General features: G+C 64.4%; 14 protein-coding genes. 13 read left to right on the top strand and 1 reads right to left on the bottom strand.

Features of this window, described 5'->3' with window-relative positions:
- The 8 genes from BGO16_RS01085 to BGO16_RS01050 form a co-directional block, all read left to right on the top strand.
- Nucleotides 1–897 (top strand): PDZ domain-containing protein (locus BGO16_RS01085; protein WP_292616389.1); only part of this gene is annotated, 897 nt, incomplete at its 5' end.
- Nucleotides 894–2,231 carry a replication-associated recombination protein A gene (locus BGO16_RS01080; protein WP_292616386.1) on the top strand — a complete coding sequence of 446 codons (1,338 nt, stop codon included), beginning with the start codon at nt 894–896 and terminating at the stop codon, nt 2,229–2,231. The genes BGO16_RS01085 and BGO16_RS01080, both read left to right, overlap by 4 nt.
- Nucleotides 2,228–2,926, top strand: a complete 699-nt coding sequence (locus BGO16_RS01075) for a tetratricopeptide repeat protein (protein ID WP_292616384.1) — start codon at nt 2,228–2,230, stop codon at nt 2,924–2,926. Before BGO16_RS01080 ends, BGO16_RS01075 begins: the two co-directional genes overlap by 4 nt.
- A gap of 94 nt (nt 2,927–3,020) precedes the next feature.
- Nucleotides 3,021–4,256: an RluA family pseudouridine synthase gene (locus BGO16_RS01070; RefSeq protein ID WP_292616381.1), complete on the top strand. Its 1,236-nt coding sequence runs from the start codon at nt 3,021–3,023 to the stop codon at nt 4,254–4,256.
- Nucleotides 4,257–4,305: 49 nt separating this feature from the next.
- Nucleotides 4,306–5,091, top strand: coding sequence for an ATP12 family protein (locus tag BGO16_RS01065; RefSeq protein ID WP_292616379.1), 786 nt, complete (start codon nt 4,306–4,308; stop codon nt 5,089–5,091).
- A 49-nt stretch (nt 5,092–5,140) separates the two neighbouring features.
- Nucleotides 5,141–6,853, top strand: coding sequence for a flagellar hook-length control protein FliK (locus BGO16_RS01060; RefSeq protein WP_292616377.1), 1,713 nt, complete (start codon nt 5,141–5,143; stop codon nt 6,851–6,853).
- Complete coding sequence (locus BGO16_RS01055) at nt 6,850–7,116, top strand: EscU/YscU/HrcU family type III secretion system export apparatus switch protein (RefSeq protein ID WP_292616375.1); 267 nt, start codon at nt 6,850–6,852, stop codon at nt 7,114–7,116. Before BGO16_RS01060 ends, BGO16_RS01055 begins: the two co-directional genes overlap by 4 nt.
- A 274-nt stretch (nt 7,117–7,390) precedes the next feature.
- Complete coding sequence (locus tag BGO16_RS01050) at nt 7,391–8,923, top strand: acyl-CoA carboxylase subunit beta (RefSeq protein WP_292616373.1); 1,533 nt, start codon at nt 7,391–7,393, stop codon at nt 8,921–8,923.
- Between the two features lie 11 nt (nt 8,924–8,934).
- Here the strand turns inward: BGO16_RS01050 and bamE are convergent, their stop codons facing one another.
- The gene (gene bamE, locus BGO16_RS01045; RefSeq protein WP_292616371.1) at nt 8,935–9,408 is read right to left on the bottom strand and encodes an outer membrane protein assembly factor BamE; all 474 of its coding nucleotides are present in this window, start codon (nt 9,406–9,408) and stop codon (nt 8,935–8,937) included.
- Nucleotides 9,409–9,561: 153 nt separating this feature from the next.
- On the opposite strand from bamE, the gene BGO16_RS01040 reads away from it, so the two are divergent.
- From BGO16_RS01040 to BGO16_RS01020, 5 genes are all read left to right on the top strand, one after another.
- Nucleotides 9,562–10,098 (top strand): ubiquinol-cytochrome C chaperone family protein, encoded by a 537-nt coding sequence (locus tag BGO16_RS01040; protein ID WP_292616390.1) that lies wholly within the window; start codon nt 9,562–9,564, stop codon nt 10,096–10,098.
- A gap of 11 nt (nt 10,099–10,109) precedes the next feature.
- Nucleotides 10,110–10,700, top strand: a complete 591-nt coding sequence (locus BGO16_RS01035; RefSeq protein WP_292616370.1) for a DUF177 domain-containing protein — start codon at nt 10,110–10,112, stop codon at nt 10,698–10,700.
- A 235-nt stretch (nt 10,701–10,935) separates the two neighbouring features.
- The gene (gene plsX / locus BGO16_RS01030; RefSeq protein ID WP_292616368.1) at nt 10,936–11,997 is read left to right on the top strand and encodes a phosphate acyltransferase PlsX; all 1,062 of its coding nucleotides are present in this window, start codon (nt 10,936–10,938) and stop codon (nt 11,995–11,997) included.
- Complete coding sequence (locus tag BGO16_RS01025; protein WP_292616366.1) at nt 11,994–12,971, top strand: beta-ketoacyl-ACP synthase III; 978 nt, start codon at nt 11,994–11,996, stop codon at nt 12,969–12,971. The genes plsX and BGO16_RS01025 overlap by 4 nt, the downstream gene beginning before the upstream one ends.
- 129 nt (nt 12,972–13,100) lie before the next feature.
- The gene (locus BGO16_RS01020; RefSeq protein ID WP_292616364.1) at nt 13,101–13,433 is read left to right on the top strand and encodes an integration host factor subunit alpha; all 333 of its coding nucleotides are present in this window, start codon (nt 13,101–13,103) and stop codon (nt 13,431–13,433) included.
- The last annotated feature ends 52 nt before the right edge of the window (nt 13,434–13,485 follow it).

The raw sequence follows: 13,485 nt of genomic DNA, 5'->3' as shown, positions 1-13,485 counted from the left end.
GCGATCGGAAACCCCTTCGGCGTCGGACAGACGGTGACGCACGGCATCGTGTCGGCGCTGGCGCGCACGCAGGTCGGCATCACCGACTATCAGTTCTTCATCCAGACCGATGCGGCGATTAATCCGGGCAACTCCGGCGGCGCGCTGGTCGACATGAACGGTCGCCTTGCGGGCATCAACACGGCGATCTTCTCGCGTTCCGGCGGATCGCAGGGCATCGGCTTTGCAATTCCGGCCAATATGGTGCGGGTCGTCGTGGCGTCCGCCAAGAACGGCGGCAAGGCCGTGAAGCGGCCCTGGCTCGGCGCGCGGCTTCAGGCCGTGACGCCGGAAATCGCCGAAACCATCGGCCTCAAGGCACCCGCCGGCGCGCTGGTCGCGAGTGTTACGCCGGGGAGTCCGGCGGCGCGGGCCGGGCTCAAGCTCTCCGACCTGATCGAGTCGATCGACGGACAGCCTGTCGAGGACCCCAATGCGTTTGATTATCGCTTCGCCACCCGTCCGCTGGGTGGCACCTCGCAGATCGAGGTCCAGCGCAACGGGAGGCCGGTCAAGCTCACCGTTCCGTTGGAAACCGCGCCGGATAGAGGCCGCGACGAGATCACGATCACCAAGCCGTCGCCGTTTCAAGGCGCGAAGGTTGCCAACATCTCGCCAGCGCTCGCCGACGAACTTCATCTCGACCCCGGCACTGAGGGCGTCGTGGTCACCGCGCTGGTGGACGATGGAATGGCCGCGAGCGTCGGCTTCATGAAGGGTGACATCATTCTGGCCGTCAACAACAAGAAGATCGCCAGGACGGCCGATCTCGAACGGGCGGTCAACGAAGCCGGGCGGCTTTGGCGGATCACGTTGATCCGCGGTGGCCAGCAGATTCAAGTCATGCTCGGCGGATGAGTCCGAAGCGACAGCGCGAGCCCAAAAGCCTGTTCGCCGCGGCGGGTCTGGAGAACGATGCGCCCCGTCCACTGCCGGACAGGCTGCGTCCGCAGGCGCTGTCTGATGTGGTCGGGCAGGACCACATCCTCGGGCCGGACGGCGCGCTGACGCGGATGCTGGAAACCCGCATGCTCGGCTCGCTGATTTTCTGGGGACCGCCGGGGACCGGCAAGACCACGGTGGCGCGGCTGCTGGCGGACGCGACCGCGTTGCACTTCGAACAATTGTCCGCGGTGTTCTCCGGCGTCGCCGATCTGAAGAAAGCGTTCGACGCCGCGCGAGCGCGCCGCGAGACCGGCACGGGAACGCTGCTGTTCGTGGACGAGGTGCATCGCTTCAATCGCGCGCAGCAGGATTCGTTTCTGCCCGTCATGGAGGACGGCACCGTCATCCTGGTCGGCGCGACCACGGAGAATCCCTCGTTCGAACTGAACGCGGCGCTGTTGTCGCGGGCGCGCGTGCTGGTGTTCCGTTCGCTTGATGCGGCTGCGATCGAGAAATTGTTCGCCCGCGCCGAACAGGTCGAGGGCAAGCCGCTGCCGCTCGATGTCGAGGCACGCGCCGCGCTGGTGCGCATGGCCGACGGCGACGGCCGCGCGGCCTTGACGCTGGTCGAGGAGGTCTGGCGTTCGGCGCGTGACGGCGAGGTGTTCAATGCCGAACAATTGCAGGGTGTGCTGCAGCGCCGCGCACCGATCTACGACAAGTCCGCGGACGGCCATTACAATCTGATCTCCGCGCTGCATAAGGCGGTGCGCGGCTCCGATCCTGATGCAGCGCTGTATTATCTGGCGCGGATGCTGGAGGCCGGCGAGGATCCGCTGTTTCTCGCGCGGCGCGTGGTGCGAATGGCGGTGGAGGATATCGGGCTCGCCGATCCGCAGGCGCTGGTCGTCGCCAACGCCGCGAAGGACGCCTATGATTTTCTTGGCTCGCCCGAGGGCGAACTCGCCATCGCGCAGGCCGTGATCTATGTCGCGACCGCGCCGAAGTCGAACGCCGCCTACAAGGCGTTCGGCGCGGCGAAGCGGGTTGCGAAGGAGGGTGGTTCACTATTGCCGCCCAAGCACATTCTGAATTCGCCGACCAGGCTGATGCAGGAAGAAGGCTACGGCGAAGGCTATCAATACGATCATGATACGCCGGATGGTTTTTCCGGGCAGGACTATTTTCCGGAGGCGCTCGGACGGCGGACGTTCTACGATCCGCCCGATCGCGGCTTCGAGCGCGAGATCAGGAAGCGGCTGGACTATTGGGCGAAGCTGCGACGAGAGAAGGAGAGCAGCAAGTGACCATAAAGTTTATCCGGGCCTGCATCATCGCCATCGGCGCTCTCGCGTGGATAGCGCCCTCGCACGCGGAGACCGTCGAGACCGCGCCCGGCGTCACGGTGACGAAGAAGACATTCCCGGCGCCGATCAACGAGCAGCCGTTCTTCGGATTCGCCGACAAGACCCCTGAGCAGCGCAAGGCCGATGCCGATTTTCTCGCGGATGCAGATAAGTTCGGCTCCCGTGTTGCGGTTTTCCATGCAGCCATCGAGCGCGGCTGGGGGCATTTGGAGCGCGGCGACTTTTCAGAAGCGGCCAAGCGGTTCAATCAGGCGTGGCTGCTCGCCCCGGAGCGAAGCCCGATCTATCAAGGTTTCGCGGTGATCGTCGCGGCGCGCTTCGGCGACCTCGACTATGCCGAAGAACTGTTCAGGATCGCGCTTCATCAGCCGGAGCCGCGGCCAACGCTGAAGGCTGATTACGGCCGCTTGCTGCTGAAGGCCAAGCGCCCGGTCGAAGCGAAAACGATCCTGGAACAGGGCGTGCGCGACGCGCCGGAATTCGCGGACGGCTGGGCCAGCCTCGGACTTGCGCGGTTGCAGACCGGCGACGCCGCGGGCGCGTGTGCGGCCGCGAGCGAAGCCGGCAAGCTCAAGCTCTCTGGACAAGTGGTGTCCGACCTCGTCATGCTCAAGAGGCAGGCGGCTTGTCCGTAGCGATCGGCATGGCGGCCGCGCAACGTGATTTCACCGTGACGCTGGCCGGCTTCTGCGCTACGCACCGGGGTCTGTTCGCAAGCGAGAAAAGCACATGAGCCGCCGCATCAAACGACCTCTCGCGAAATCCCGCGGTTCGGGTAGCGAGCGTCCCAAAGACGCTCTGTCCAAAGGTATTCGTTCCAAACGGACACGCCCGGAAGGGCGTGGCGCGGCGGAGCGTTTCGGAGGCGAGCGAGGGCAGGGCGTTCGGCCTGGCAGGCCGCCGCGCGCAGCCACGTCTCGTGATACTTTGCCCTTCATCGAACCGCCCGCCAAACCCGAACCAGCGCCGTTGCCGACGAAAGTGCAGACGGTCGCCGTGACGGCCGACGAAGCCAACATGCGCGTCGATCGTTTTCTCGAAGCGCGATTTCCCAGCCTGTCGTTTTCCCACATTCAGCGCATCGTCCGCAAAGGCGAGCTGCGTGTGAACGGCAAGCGCGCCGACAGCAAGGACCGGCTCGATGAAGGCGACAAGGTTCGCATTCCGCCGCTCAAGCTCGACACGCCGAAGGCTGCGACACACCTGTCCGAGGCCGAGACCAGGATACACGACGAATTGCGGAAGATGGTGCTGTTCGAGGACGCCGACGTCATGGTGCTGAACAAGCCGGCCGGGCTTGCGGTGCAGGGCGGTTCCGGCCTGTCGCGGCACATCGACGGGATGCTCGAAGTGATGCGCGATGCAAAAGGCCAGCGTCCGCGCCTTGTGCATCGGCTCGATCGCGAGACCGCCGGATGCCTGCTGGTGGCCAAGACGCGCTTTGCGGCAACGGCGCTGACCGGGGCGTTCCGCCACCGCTCGGCCCGCAAGATTTACTGGGCGCTGGTCGCGGGCGTGCCGAAGCCGAAGCAGGGCCGGATCTCGACCTATCTCGCCAAGGAAGAAAACGAGGAAGACTCGATCATGCGGATCGCCGCGCATGGCGACGAGGGAGCAAGCCACGCGGTGACCTACTACGCGGTGGTGGAAACCTCGGCGCAGAAGCTCGCCTGGGTATCACTGAAACCGGTGACGGGCCGGACCCATCAACTCCGCGCGCACATGGCGCACATCAATCATGCGATCGTCGGCGACCCCAAGTATTTCAACAAGGAGAACTGGCAATTGCCGGGCGGTCTTCAGAAGCGGCTTCACCTTCTGGCGCGCCGCATCGTGATCCCGCATCCGCGCGGCGGCGTCATCGATGTGAGCGCGCCGCTGCCGCCGCACATGCTGCAATCCTGGAACCTGCTCGGGCTCGAAGCCGACCGGTTCGACCCGATCGAAAACGCGCCGGAGGAGTAGGTCTTCGCCATTGCGCCGGGGCGACGTCAGGGCGATGTGAGAATATGCCATGCGTGAATTGTTCGAAGAAAGTCTTGGCTCGCCATCGCTGGATCCAGAAGAGGCGGCGCGCAAATCCGCACGCGCCGGGCAGCGCAAGCGCTTCTACGCCTCCGCGAGCGTGAGCGAGACCCCGGACGGGTTCGCCATCCTGCTCGACGGCAAGCCGGTGCGCACGCCGTCGCGCAACCCCCTGGCGGCGCCATCTCGGGAAATCGCCGAAACGATCGCCGCCGAATGGCAGGCGCAGGGGGACGCCATCGATCCCATGACCATGCCGGTGACGCGGCTCGCCAACAGCGTCATCGACGGCGTGACCGGCCGCGTCGAGGCCGTGGTCGAGGATATCGCCAAATATTTTGAAACGGACCTGCTGTTCTATCGCGCCGGCCATCCCGAAGCGCTGGTCGCTCGCGAAGCCGCGCAATGGGATCCCGTGCTGTTCTGGGCGGCCGAAACGCTCGGCGCGCATTTCATCCTCACCCAAGGCATCGTGCATGTCCGCCAGCCGGATCCGGCGATCGCAGCCGCCCGCGCGGCGCTGCCGTCCGACCCCTGGACGGTAGGGGCGCTGCATGTCGTCACGACATTGACCGGTTCCGCATTGCTTGCGCTCGCCCTGATGCGCGGGCGGCTGGATGCGGATGAGGTCTGGGCCGCCGCCCATGTCAACGAGGACTGGAACAGCGAGCACTGGGGCACGGACGAGGAAGCAGCGGCGCGGCAGGCCGCTCGGCTGTCCGATTTCAGGGCGGCTGCGGCCGTCCTCGCGGCGCAGGCTGAACCATCCGGTTAAGACGAGGTTTAGACACCGCAGTTAGCCTCGCATCCAAAACGAGGCTTTCATGGTGATCTCGATCAACCCGATCTTTCCGGTCATCGCGGTGCAGGACGCCGGGTCCGAAGCCACGCTTCAGCCGGGCACGGTCGTGGACGCGCGGGTTCAGCAGGTCCTTGCCAACAATCTCGTCCGCATCGCCATCGACAACCTGACGATGGAGGTTTTGTCCGAAATTCCACTGCAGGTCGGCGAGAAACTTCAGCTTGCGGTGTCGCAGACCGCGCAGGGGCTCAGGCTCGCGGTAGCCGGGCAGGGCGGATTGCCCAACCCGGCGGCGGCTGCCACGGCGGAGCCGGCGGATTCCGTGACGTTGAGGCCTGATGTTGCGGCGGCCGTCGCTGCCGCTGAAGCCGATGCGCCGGTTTCCCCCTCGAAACCAGCGCTGACTGCGCTGGAGGCCCTTTCGGTCTCGGCCGCGGCGCAAGCCGCTGCGACGCGGCAAGGCAGCCTGTCGCCGCTCTACGCCGACCTGCTGACGGCCGCGGGATCTGATGCGTTGCCGCCGCAGGTCCAACAGGCCGTGGAGCGGCTGCTGGCGTTGCGTCCCGACCTCGGCCCGAACCTCAACGGCGGCGCCATCAAAACCGCGTTTCAAAATTCCGGGCTTTTTCTTGAGGCATCGCTGGCGGCCGGGGTGACAACGGCGCAATCGGCATCAACCTCGGCCGCCGCGCAATTGCCCGATCTCAAGGCCGCGCTGCTCGTGCTTCGCGAAGCCCTTTCAATCTCGATCGGCAAGGCCGCCGCTCACGATGCGCCGCCCGCCGGAGCGGGTTCGCAGCCGCCATCCCCACCGGGAGCGCAACCTGCGCCGGCAGTATCGGGCGCGCCGCCTTTGTCGCCTGAATTCGAAGCACAGGAAGTCTACCTGCCGCAGGCGCGGCTGCCTGTTACCGACGATGCCGACACCTCGACGCTTGCAAACCAGACATTGTTTTCCAGAGCGCCCGATGCAGGCGTCCGCGCCGCCGCCACCGGCGCTGCCTTGAACCTTCTGCAGGAGGTGCTTCAGAAGGGAGGCGGCAGAACCGGTCTCGGTGCGGAGTTCGGACTCGACGGCGATCCGGCGGCGGAACCTTCGGCGCTCAGGGTCGCGCAGCCGAACGGACCCGGCGAGAACAACGTTTTCATCGTGCGCACCAGCACGCCGTCGCCGCCGTTTCGCGGCGCGCTGCCGACCGCGCAACCCGTCGCGATGCCGATGCTGTCGCCGGCCGCCCCGGCGAGCGACATCGCGCGCCGATTGCTTGATGACACCGACGCCGCGATCGCGCGGCAGACGCTGTTGCAGGTTGCCTCGCTTCCGGATCGTGTTGATACCGCCGGGCTCAGGTCTGACCAGATCGCGCCGCGCTGGAATTTCGAGATTCCGTTCGCGACTCCGTCGGGCACCGCGATCGCGCAATTCGAGATTTCACGCGACGCCGCCGGCCGCGATGCCGAGACCGCGAAGCGGGTCTGGCGCGCGCGGTTCTCGCTCGACGTCGAGCCCGCCGGGCCGGTTCATGCGCTGGTGTCGTTCGCCGGCGACAGCACCTCGGTGCGGCTCTGGGCCGAGCGTCCTGCGACAGTGAGCCGGTTGCGCGCCGGCGCATCGCTGCTCACTCAGGCATTGAGCCGCGCCGAATTGCAGCCCGGCGATATCGTCATCCGCGAAGGTGCGCCGCCGCAACGGAGGTCCGCGCCGGCCGGGCATTTTCTGGATCGCGCGTTATGAGCGTGGAGACCAAGGATCAGGTCGCAGTCGCCCTTCACTATGACAAGGGCAGCGGCGCGCCGCGCGTGGTCGCCAAGGGCAGGGGATCGCTGGGCGCGAGGATCATCGAGGTCGCCAAAGAGCACGACATTCCGATCGAGGAAAACGAGGTGCTGGCCGGCGCGCTGTCGCATGTCGAACTCGGCGACGAGATTCCGTCCGAGTTGTATAAGGCCGTCGCCGAGGTGCTGGTGTTCGTGCTGCGGCTCTCGGGACGAGCCTGAGGTCCCCTGTCGAAACGCCGGGCGCCGGCGAACTCCCTCACCCGTTGGGAGAGGGTTGGGGGCGAGGGGGCAAGACCTCTCGAATACTGCTCTCCACCTGGCACCGCGTGCAGATCTCTCTCCGGCGGGGAGAGGTGAAGACGATCGACACTCCGTTCCATCACGCCGTGAGCGACTCTGAACAGCGCATCGTCACCCGCCCCGTTGGTGACAGCTTCAAAAACGACAGCTAGGCTCTGATGCAACCTCGTTGATCAGACCCAGGCAGGGGGCCATGAAGGACATCCTCGACACTCTCGATGCCCGCCGCGCGGCCGCAAAGCTCGGCGGTGGCGAGAAGCGCATCGCGGCGCAGCACGCGCGCGGCAAGCTGACGGCGCGCGAACGCATCGAACTTCTGCTCGACAGGGGTTCGTTCGAGGAGTTCGACATGTTCGTCGAGCATCGCTCGACGGAATTCGGCATGGACAAATCGAAGGTGCCGGGCGACGGCGTCGTCACCGGCTGGGGCACTGTCAACGGCCGCAAGGTTTTCATGTTCGCGAAGGACTTCACCGTGTTCGGCGGCTCGCTGTCGGAGACCCACGCGCTGAAGATCACGAAAATTCAGGACATGGCGATGAAGGCGCGTGCGCCGATCATCGGCCTCTATGATGCCGGCGGCGCGCGCATCCAGGAAGGCGTCGCCGCGCTCGCCGGCTATTCCTATGTGTTTCGCCGCAACGTGCAGGCTTCGGGCGTGATCCCGCAGATCAGCGTTATCATGGGACCCTGCGCTGGCGGCGACGTCTATTCGCCGGCCATGACCGACTTCATCTTCATGGTGAAGAACACGAGCTACATGTTCGTCACGGGTCCCGACGTGGTGAAGACTGTCACCAACGAGGTGGTGACCGCGGAAGAACTCGGCGGCGCCAGCGTGCACGCGACAAAGTCGTCCATCGCCGACGGCGCGTTCGAAAACGACGTCGAGGCGCTGTTGCAGGTGCGCCGCCTGATCGATTTCCTGCCGGCCAATAACACCGATGGCGTGCCGGAATGGCCGAGCTTCGATGACATCGAGCGCATCGACGACTCGCTGGACACGCTGGTGCCGGACAATCCGAACAAGCCCTACGACATCAAGGAACTGATCCTGAAGGTCGTGGACGAGGGGGACTTCTTCGAGATCGCGGAGACGTTTGCGAAAAACATCGTCGTTGGTTTTGGCCGCGTCGCGGGGCGCACTGCCGGCTTCGTCGCCAACCAGCCGATGGTGCTGGCGGGCGTGCTCGACAGCGACGCCTCACGCAAGGCCGCGCGTTTCGTACGGTTTTGCGATGCCTTCAACATCCCGATCGTGACCTTCGTCGACGTGCCGGGCTTTTTGCCTGGCACTGCGCAGGAATACGGCGGGCTGATCAAGCACGGCGCGAAGCTCCTGTTCGCCTATTCGCAATGTACCGTGCCGCTCGTCACCGTCATCACGCGCAAGGCCTATGGCGGCGCGTTCGACGTGATGGCGTCCAAGGAAATCGGCGCGGACATGAACTACGCCTGGCCGACCGCGCAGATCGCCGTCATGGGCGCCAAGGGCGCGGTGGAGATCATCTTCCGCTCGGACATCGGCGACGCGGACAAGATCGCCGCGCGCACGAAGGAATATGAGGATCGCTTCCTGTCGCCGTTCATCGCCGCCGAGCGCGGCTATATCGACGACGTCATCATGCCGCACTCGACCCGAAGACGCATCGCCCGCGCGCTAGCGATGTTGAGGGACAAGCACGTCGATGCCCCGATGAAGAAGCACGACAACATTCCGCTGTGAATGATCCCGCCCTAATTCGGACTCAGCAACTTGAACAGCGGCTGGAGATAGCTGATCTCCTGACCCGAGGTCGGCGTGGTGCGGCTGATGAAGTCGAAGATCCTGCCGTCCTTCAGTCCGTAATTGGCGAGCCGGGTCACCTGCCGGTTCTTGTCGAAGTAGATGGCGATCACGCGTTGATCGACAACAGTCTGGTTCATGAACGCGACTTTCCGCTCCGCGCGCTGGGAGATGTAATAAAACACCTCGCCGTTCAGCGTTGCGACGGTGGATGGGGTCCCCATCACGATCAGCACCTGATCCTGGCTGGCGCCGATCTGGATTTGCTCGAGCGCGCCCGGAGGCAGAATGTAGCCCTTCTGGAACGTCTCGCCGGTGCAGCCGGCCATGACCACGCACAGCAGCGTGGCGGCGAGTGCGGCGCGCAGGCGATGCCCTCGCGACGCGGCGCTTCCGCGTGCTATCTTGGGGACCGAAGCTGTCATTTACGGGGCCGACCTCATTCTCTTGCATAGCGCGGGCCATTGACGTACCCGGCAACGACATTCCCGGCAACGACGTAGCGGGCAATGACGCGCCCGGCAATGGTTCTGCGATTGCACAACCTGAAAGCCCGCGGGCTGAAATTCGGAACCCACATGCCTTGGCCGTTCAGTCAATTCAGAAAATCCCGCGCTCCCTCGCGCGGCACCATTGAAGCGATCTATGGCATGATCGTGACGCAGGCGCGAGAGCCGTTGTTTTATCAGACCCTGCAGGTGCCGGACACGGTCGATGGCCGCTTCGACATGATTCTGCTGCACCTGTGGATAGCACTGTCGCGATTGAAGCAGGGGAACGACAAGGAGCTTTCGCAGGCCCTGTTTGATCATTTCTGCAGCGACATGGACGCCAACCTGCGCGAAATGGGCGTCGGCGACCTGACCGTTCCCAAGCGCATGCAGGCGTTCGGGGAAGCCTTCTACGGCCGCTCGGCAGCCTACGATCGCGCGCTCGCGGAGGGGCGGCGCGAACCGCTAGCGGAAGCCCTCGACAGGAATATCTATAATGGCAGGGACATCGCAAGCGCGCGACGGCTTGCCGATTATGTGACTGAGGCGATAGCTGCGCCCGCGGACAGTGAGGCGACGCCCGGCGGTGGGGTGCGGTTTCCGGATCTCGCGCAATGGACATGAGAGGGCAGGGCATGACCGCCAAAGACCGGCCGGACACGATCGCAAATCCCTGGAGTGCGCGGGTCGCCGTCGTGCAGATTCCGGAAACCGGCCTTCATCGCGATATCGAGGCCGGTGAAGCAGTGTGCAAGGCGTTGGCGCGGATCGCCGGCTTGCGCGACATCGAATCGGCGCGCGCCTCGTTCGATCTGACGCCCGGACGCGACGACAGCGTGCATGTGCGGGGCAGGGTGTCGGCACGGGTGGGGCAGACCTGCGTGGTGTCGCTCGATCCGATCGAGAACGACATCGTGGAGGACGTCGACCTTCTTTTCGTGCCCGAAGACCGGGTCCGGACGTTCGCGGCAGCCACCGCCGACGATGCCGACGACGAGACCGACATTCCGGATGCGCCCGAGCCTATCGTCAATGGCGTTATCGATCTCGGCCGACTTGCGACCGACGTATTGTTTCTGGGAATCGATCCTTATCCGCGGAAACCCGACGCCGTTTTCGTGCCGCCATCCAGCGCGGTTGACCCCGAAGATCGCCCCTTCGCCGCCCTGAAGGCGCTGAAAATCGACCCGAATCCACCACGCGGAAAAAAGCCCGGGCGGGATTGAAGGTGCGACGCCGAATGCGATCCTTCAGGACGAAGTAATTAAATTATTGAAAATAAAAGAACTTCGTGTGATTTTCGACATCTGTATTTGAGTCGCGGGACCGCGGAAATCCGCGCCTTCGCTATGTTGTATCAAGGCCGGGACACGCTATTGTCGCGGCCGGGCCGATGAAGCGCCACCCCCTGTGTGGCCGCGCGCTTCAGGGCCGCAAGAGATCAGGGTTTCCGGGATTTCCATGCCGAAAAAGGTTCGAATCGCGCTTGACGCCATGGGGGGCGACATCGGCGCATCGGTGATCATTCCGGGCGCCGCGATATTCCTGAAACGTCATCCCGACACCGAGTTTCTGCTTTACGGCGACCGCGCCCTGATCGAAGCGCAACTCGCCGCTCATCCGGCGATGAAGGCCGTGTCCCGGGTTATCCACACCGACGTCGCCGTCAGCATGCACGACAAGCCGAGCCAGGCGTTGCGCCGCGGCCGCAAGACCTCGTCGATGTGGCTTGCGATCGACGCGGTGAAGAAGGGCGAGGCCGATGTCGCGGTGTCCGCCGGCAATACCGGCGCGCTGATGGCGATGGCGCGGTTCAACCTGCGGACGCTGCCCGGCATCGACCGGCCGGCGATCGCGGCGGTGTGGCCGACCATGCGCGGTGATTCCGTGGTGCTCGATCTCGGCGCGACGATCGGCGGCGACGCGCGGCATCTGATGGCGCTCGCGATCATGGGCAGCGCCATGGCGCGGGTTCTGTTCGACCTGAAGCGCCCCACGGTCGGCCTCCTCAATATCGGCGTCGAGGAGATCAAGGGGGGCGAGGAAATCCGCGAAGCCGCGGAACTGCTGCGGGCAATGGACCTGCCGCAACTCGAATTCATCGGTTTCGTCGAGGGCGACGGCATCGGCAAGGGGGCGGCGGACGTCATCGTCACCGAGGGCTTCAGCGGCAACATCGCCTTGAAGGCGGCCGAGGGCACCGCGCGGCAACTCGCCGAATATCTGCGCAGCGAAATGTCGCGCAGCCTGTTGTCGCGGATCGGCTACCTGTTTGCGCGTGGTGCCTTTAAGGCGCTGCGAGGCAAGATGGACCCCCGCAAGTCCAATGGCGGCGTCTTCCTCGGACTTAACGGAATCGTGGTCAAGAGTCATGGGGGAACCGACGCCGAAGGCTTTGCCTACGCGGTTGATGTTGGCTATGAGATGGTCCGTTACGATCTCCTGACCAAGATCAACCAGACGCTCAACCGTCACGGCCACACCCTTGCTTCGGCGTCGGCAGTGCAGGAGGCCCTCTCTTGACTGCGATACGTTCGGTCGTGCTCGGCTGCGGCTCCTATCTGCCGCAAAAGGTCCTGACCAATGCCGAACTGGCCACCAGGGTCGACACTTCGGACGAGTGGATCGTCCAGCGCACCGGTATCCGCGAGCGCCACATTGCCGCGGAGGGGGAGTTTACCTCGCATCTCGCCATCCATGCGGCGAATGCCGCGCTCGCTCACGCCGGGATCGATGCGCAGTCGATCGACCTGATCGTGCTGGCGACCTCGACGCCAGACAACACGTTTCCGGCCACCGCAGTCGTGGTCCAGAGCGGGCTCGGCATCAATCACGGCGCGGCCTTCGACCTTCAGGCGGTCTGCTCCGGGTTCGTGTTCGCGCTGGCCACCGCCGACAATTTCCTGCGTTCGGGCGCGTTCAAGCGCGCGCTGGTGATCGGTGCGGAAACCTTCTCGCGCATTCTGGACTGGAGCGATCGCGGGACCTGCGTCCTGTTCGGCGACGGTGCCGGCGCGGTCGTGCTGGAAGCCCAGGAGCAGCCCGGAAAATCTTCCGACCGTGGCATTCTGACAACACATCTGCGCTCGGACGGCCGTCACAAGTCAAAACTTTTTGTCGACGGCGGGCCGTCCTCGACCCAGACTGTGGGTCATCTGCGAATGGAAGGCCGTGAGGTGTTCAAGCATGCCGTCGGCATGATCACCGACGTCATCGTCGATGCATTCAACGCCTCCGGCTTGTCCGCGGACGACATCGACTGGTTCGTTCCGCATCAGGCCAACAAGCGAATCATCGATGCATCGGCCCATAAACTGCATATCGCGCCGGAGAAAGTCGTGCTGACCGTCGATCGCCACGGCAACACCTCGGCTGCGTCGATTCCGTTGGCGTTGTCGGTCGCTGTCGCTGATGGACGCATCAAAAGAGGCGATCTGGTATTGCTGGAGGCGATGGGCGGAGGGTTCACCTGGGGCTCTGCGCTGCTGCGGTGGTAAAAATTGAATCAAATGTCCGCCGCAATAGTGGTCATCTATCGTGCGAAAGCATGATGTGATAGGTTGACCGTGCGTCGTTAAACTCTTAATTTCAGTTACGAATTGTTCGCCGGGAGCTTGGGGCAGGCGATGACCGGAACCGGAAAAACAGTCACGCGCGTTGATCTCTGCGAAGCCGTCTACAAAAAGGTTGGACTGTCGCGGACCGAATCGTCCGCATTCGTGGAGCTTGTACTTAAGGAAATCACCGATTGCCTCGAGAAGGGCGAAACGGTGAAGCTGTCGTCGTTCGGCTCGTTCATGGTGCGCAAGAAGGGCCAGCGTATCGGCCGCAATCCGAAGACCGGCACCGAGGTGCCGATCTCTCCGCGCCGCGTGATGGTCTTCAAGCCGTCGGCGATCCTGAAGCAGCGGATCAACGGCGGCAACACCGGCAACGGCGCCGACACCCGGGCTGACTAGTGGAGTGAATTTGACATTCGCTACCCACTTTGCAGCGAACTTGTCAGGCGAA

This window comes from Nitrobacter sp. 62-23 (genome assembly GCF_001897285.1).
GTDB lineage: Bacteria > Pseudomonadota > Alphaproteobacteria > Rhizobiales > Xanthobacteraceae > Nitrobacter.
Note: the sequence above shows the minus strand (reverse complement) of the source record. Positions and strands in the feature narration are given on the sequence as shown.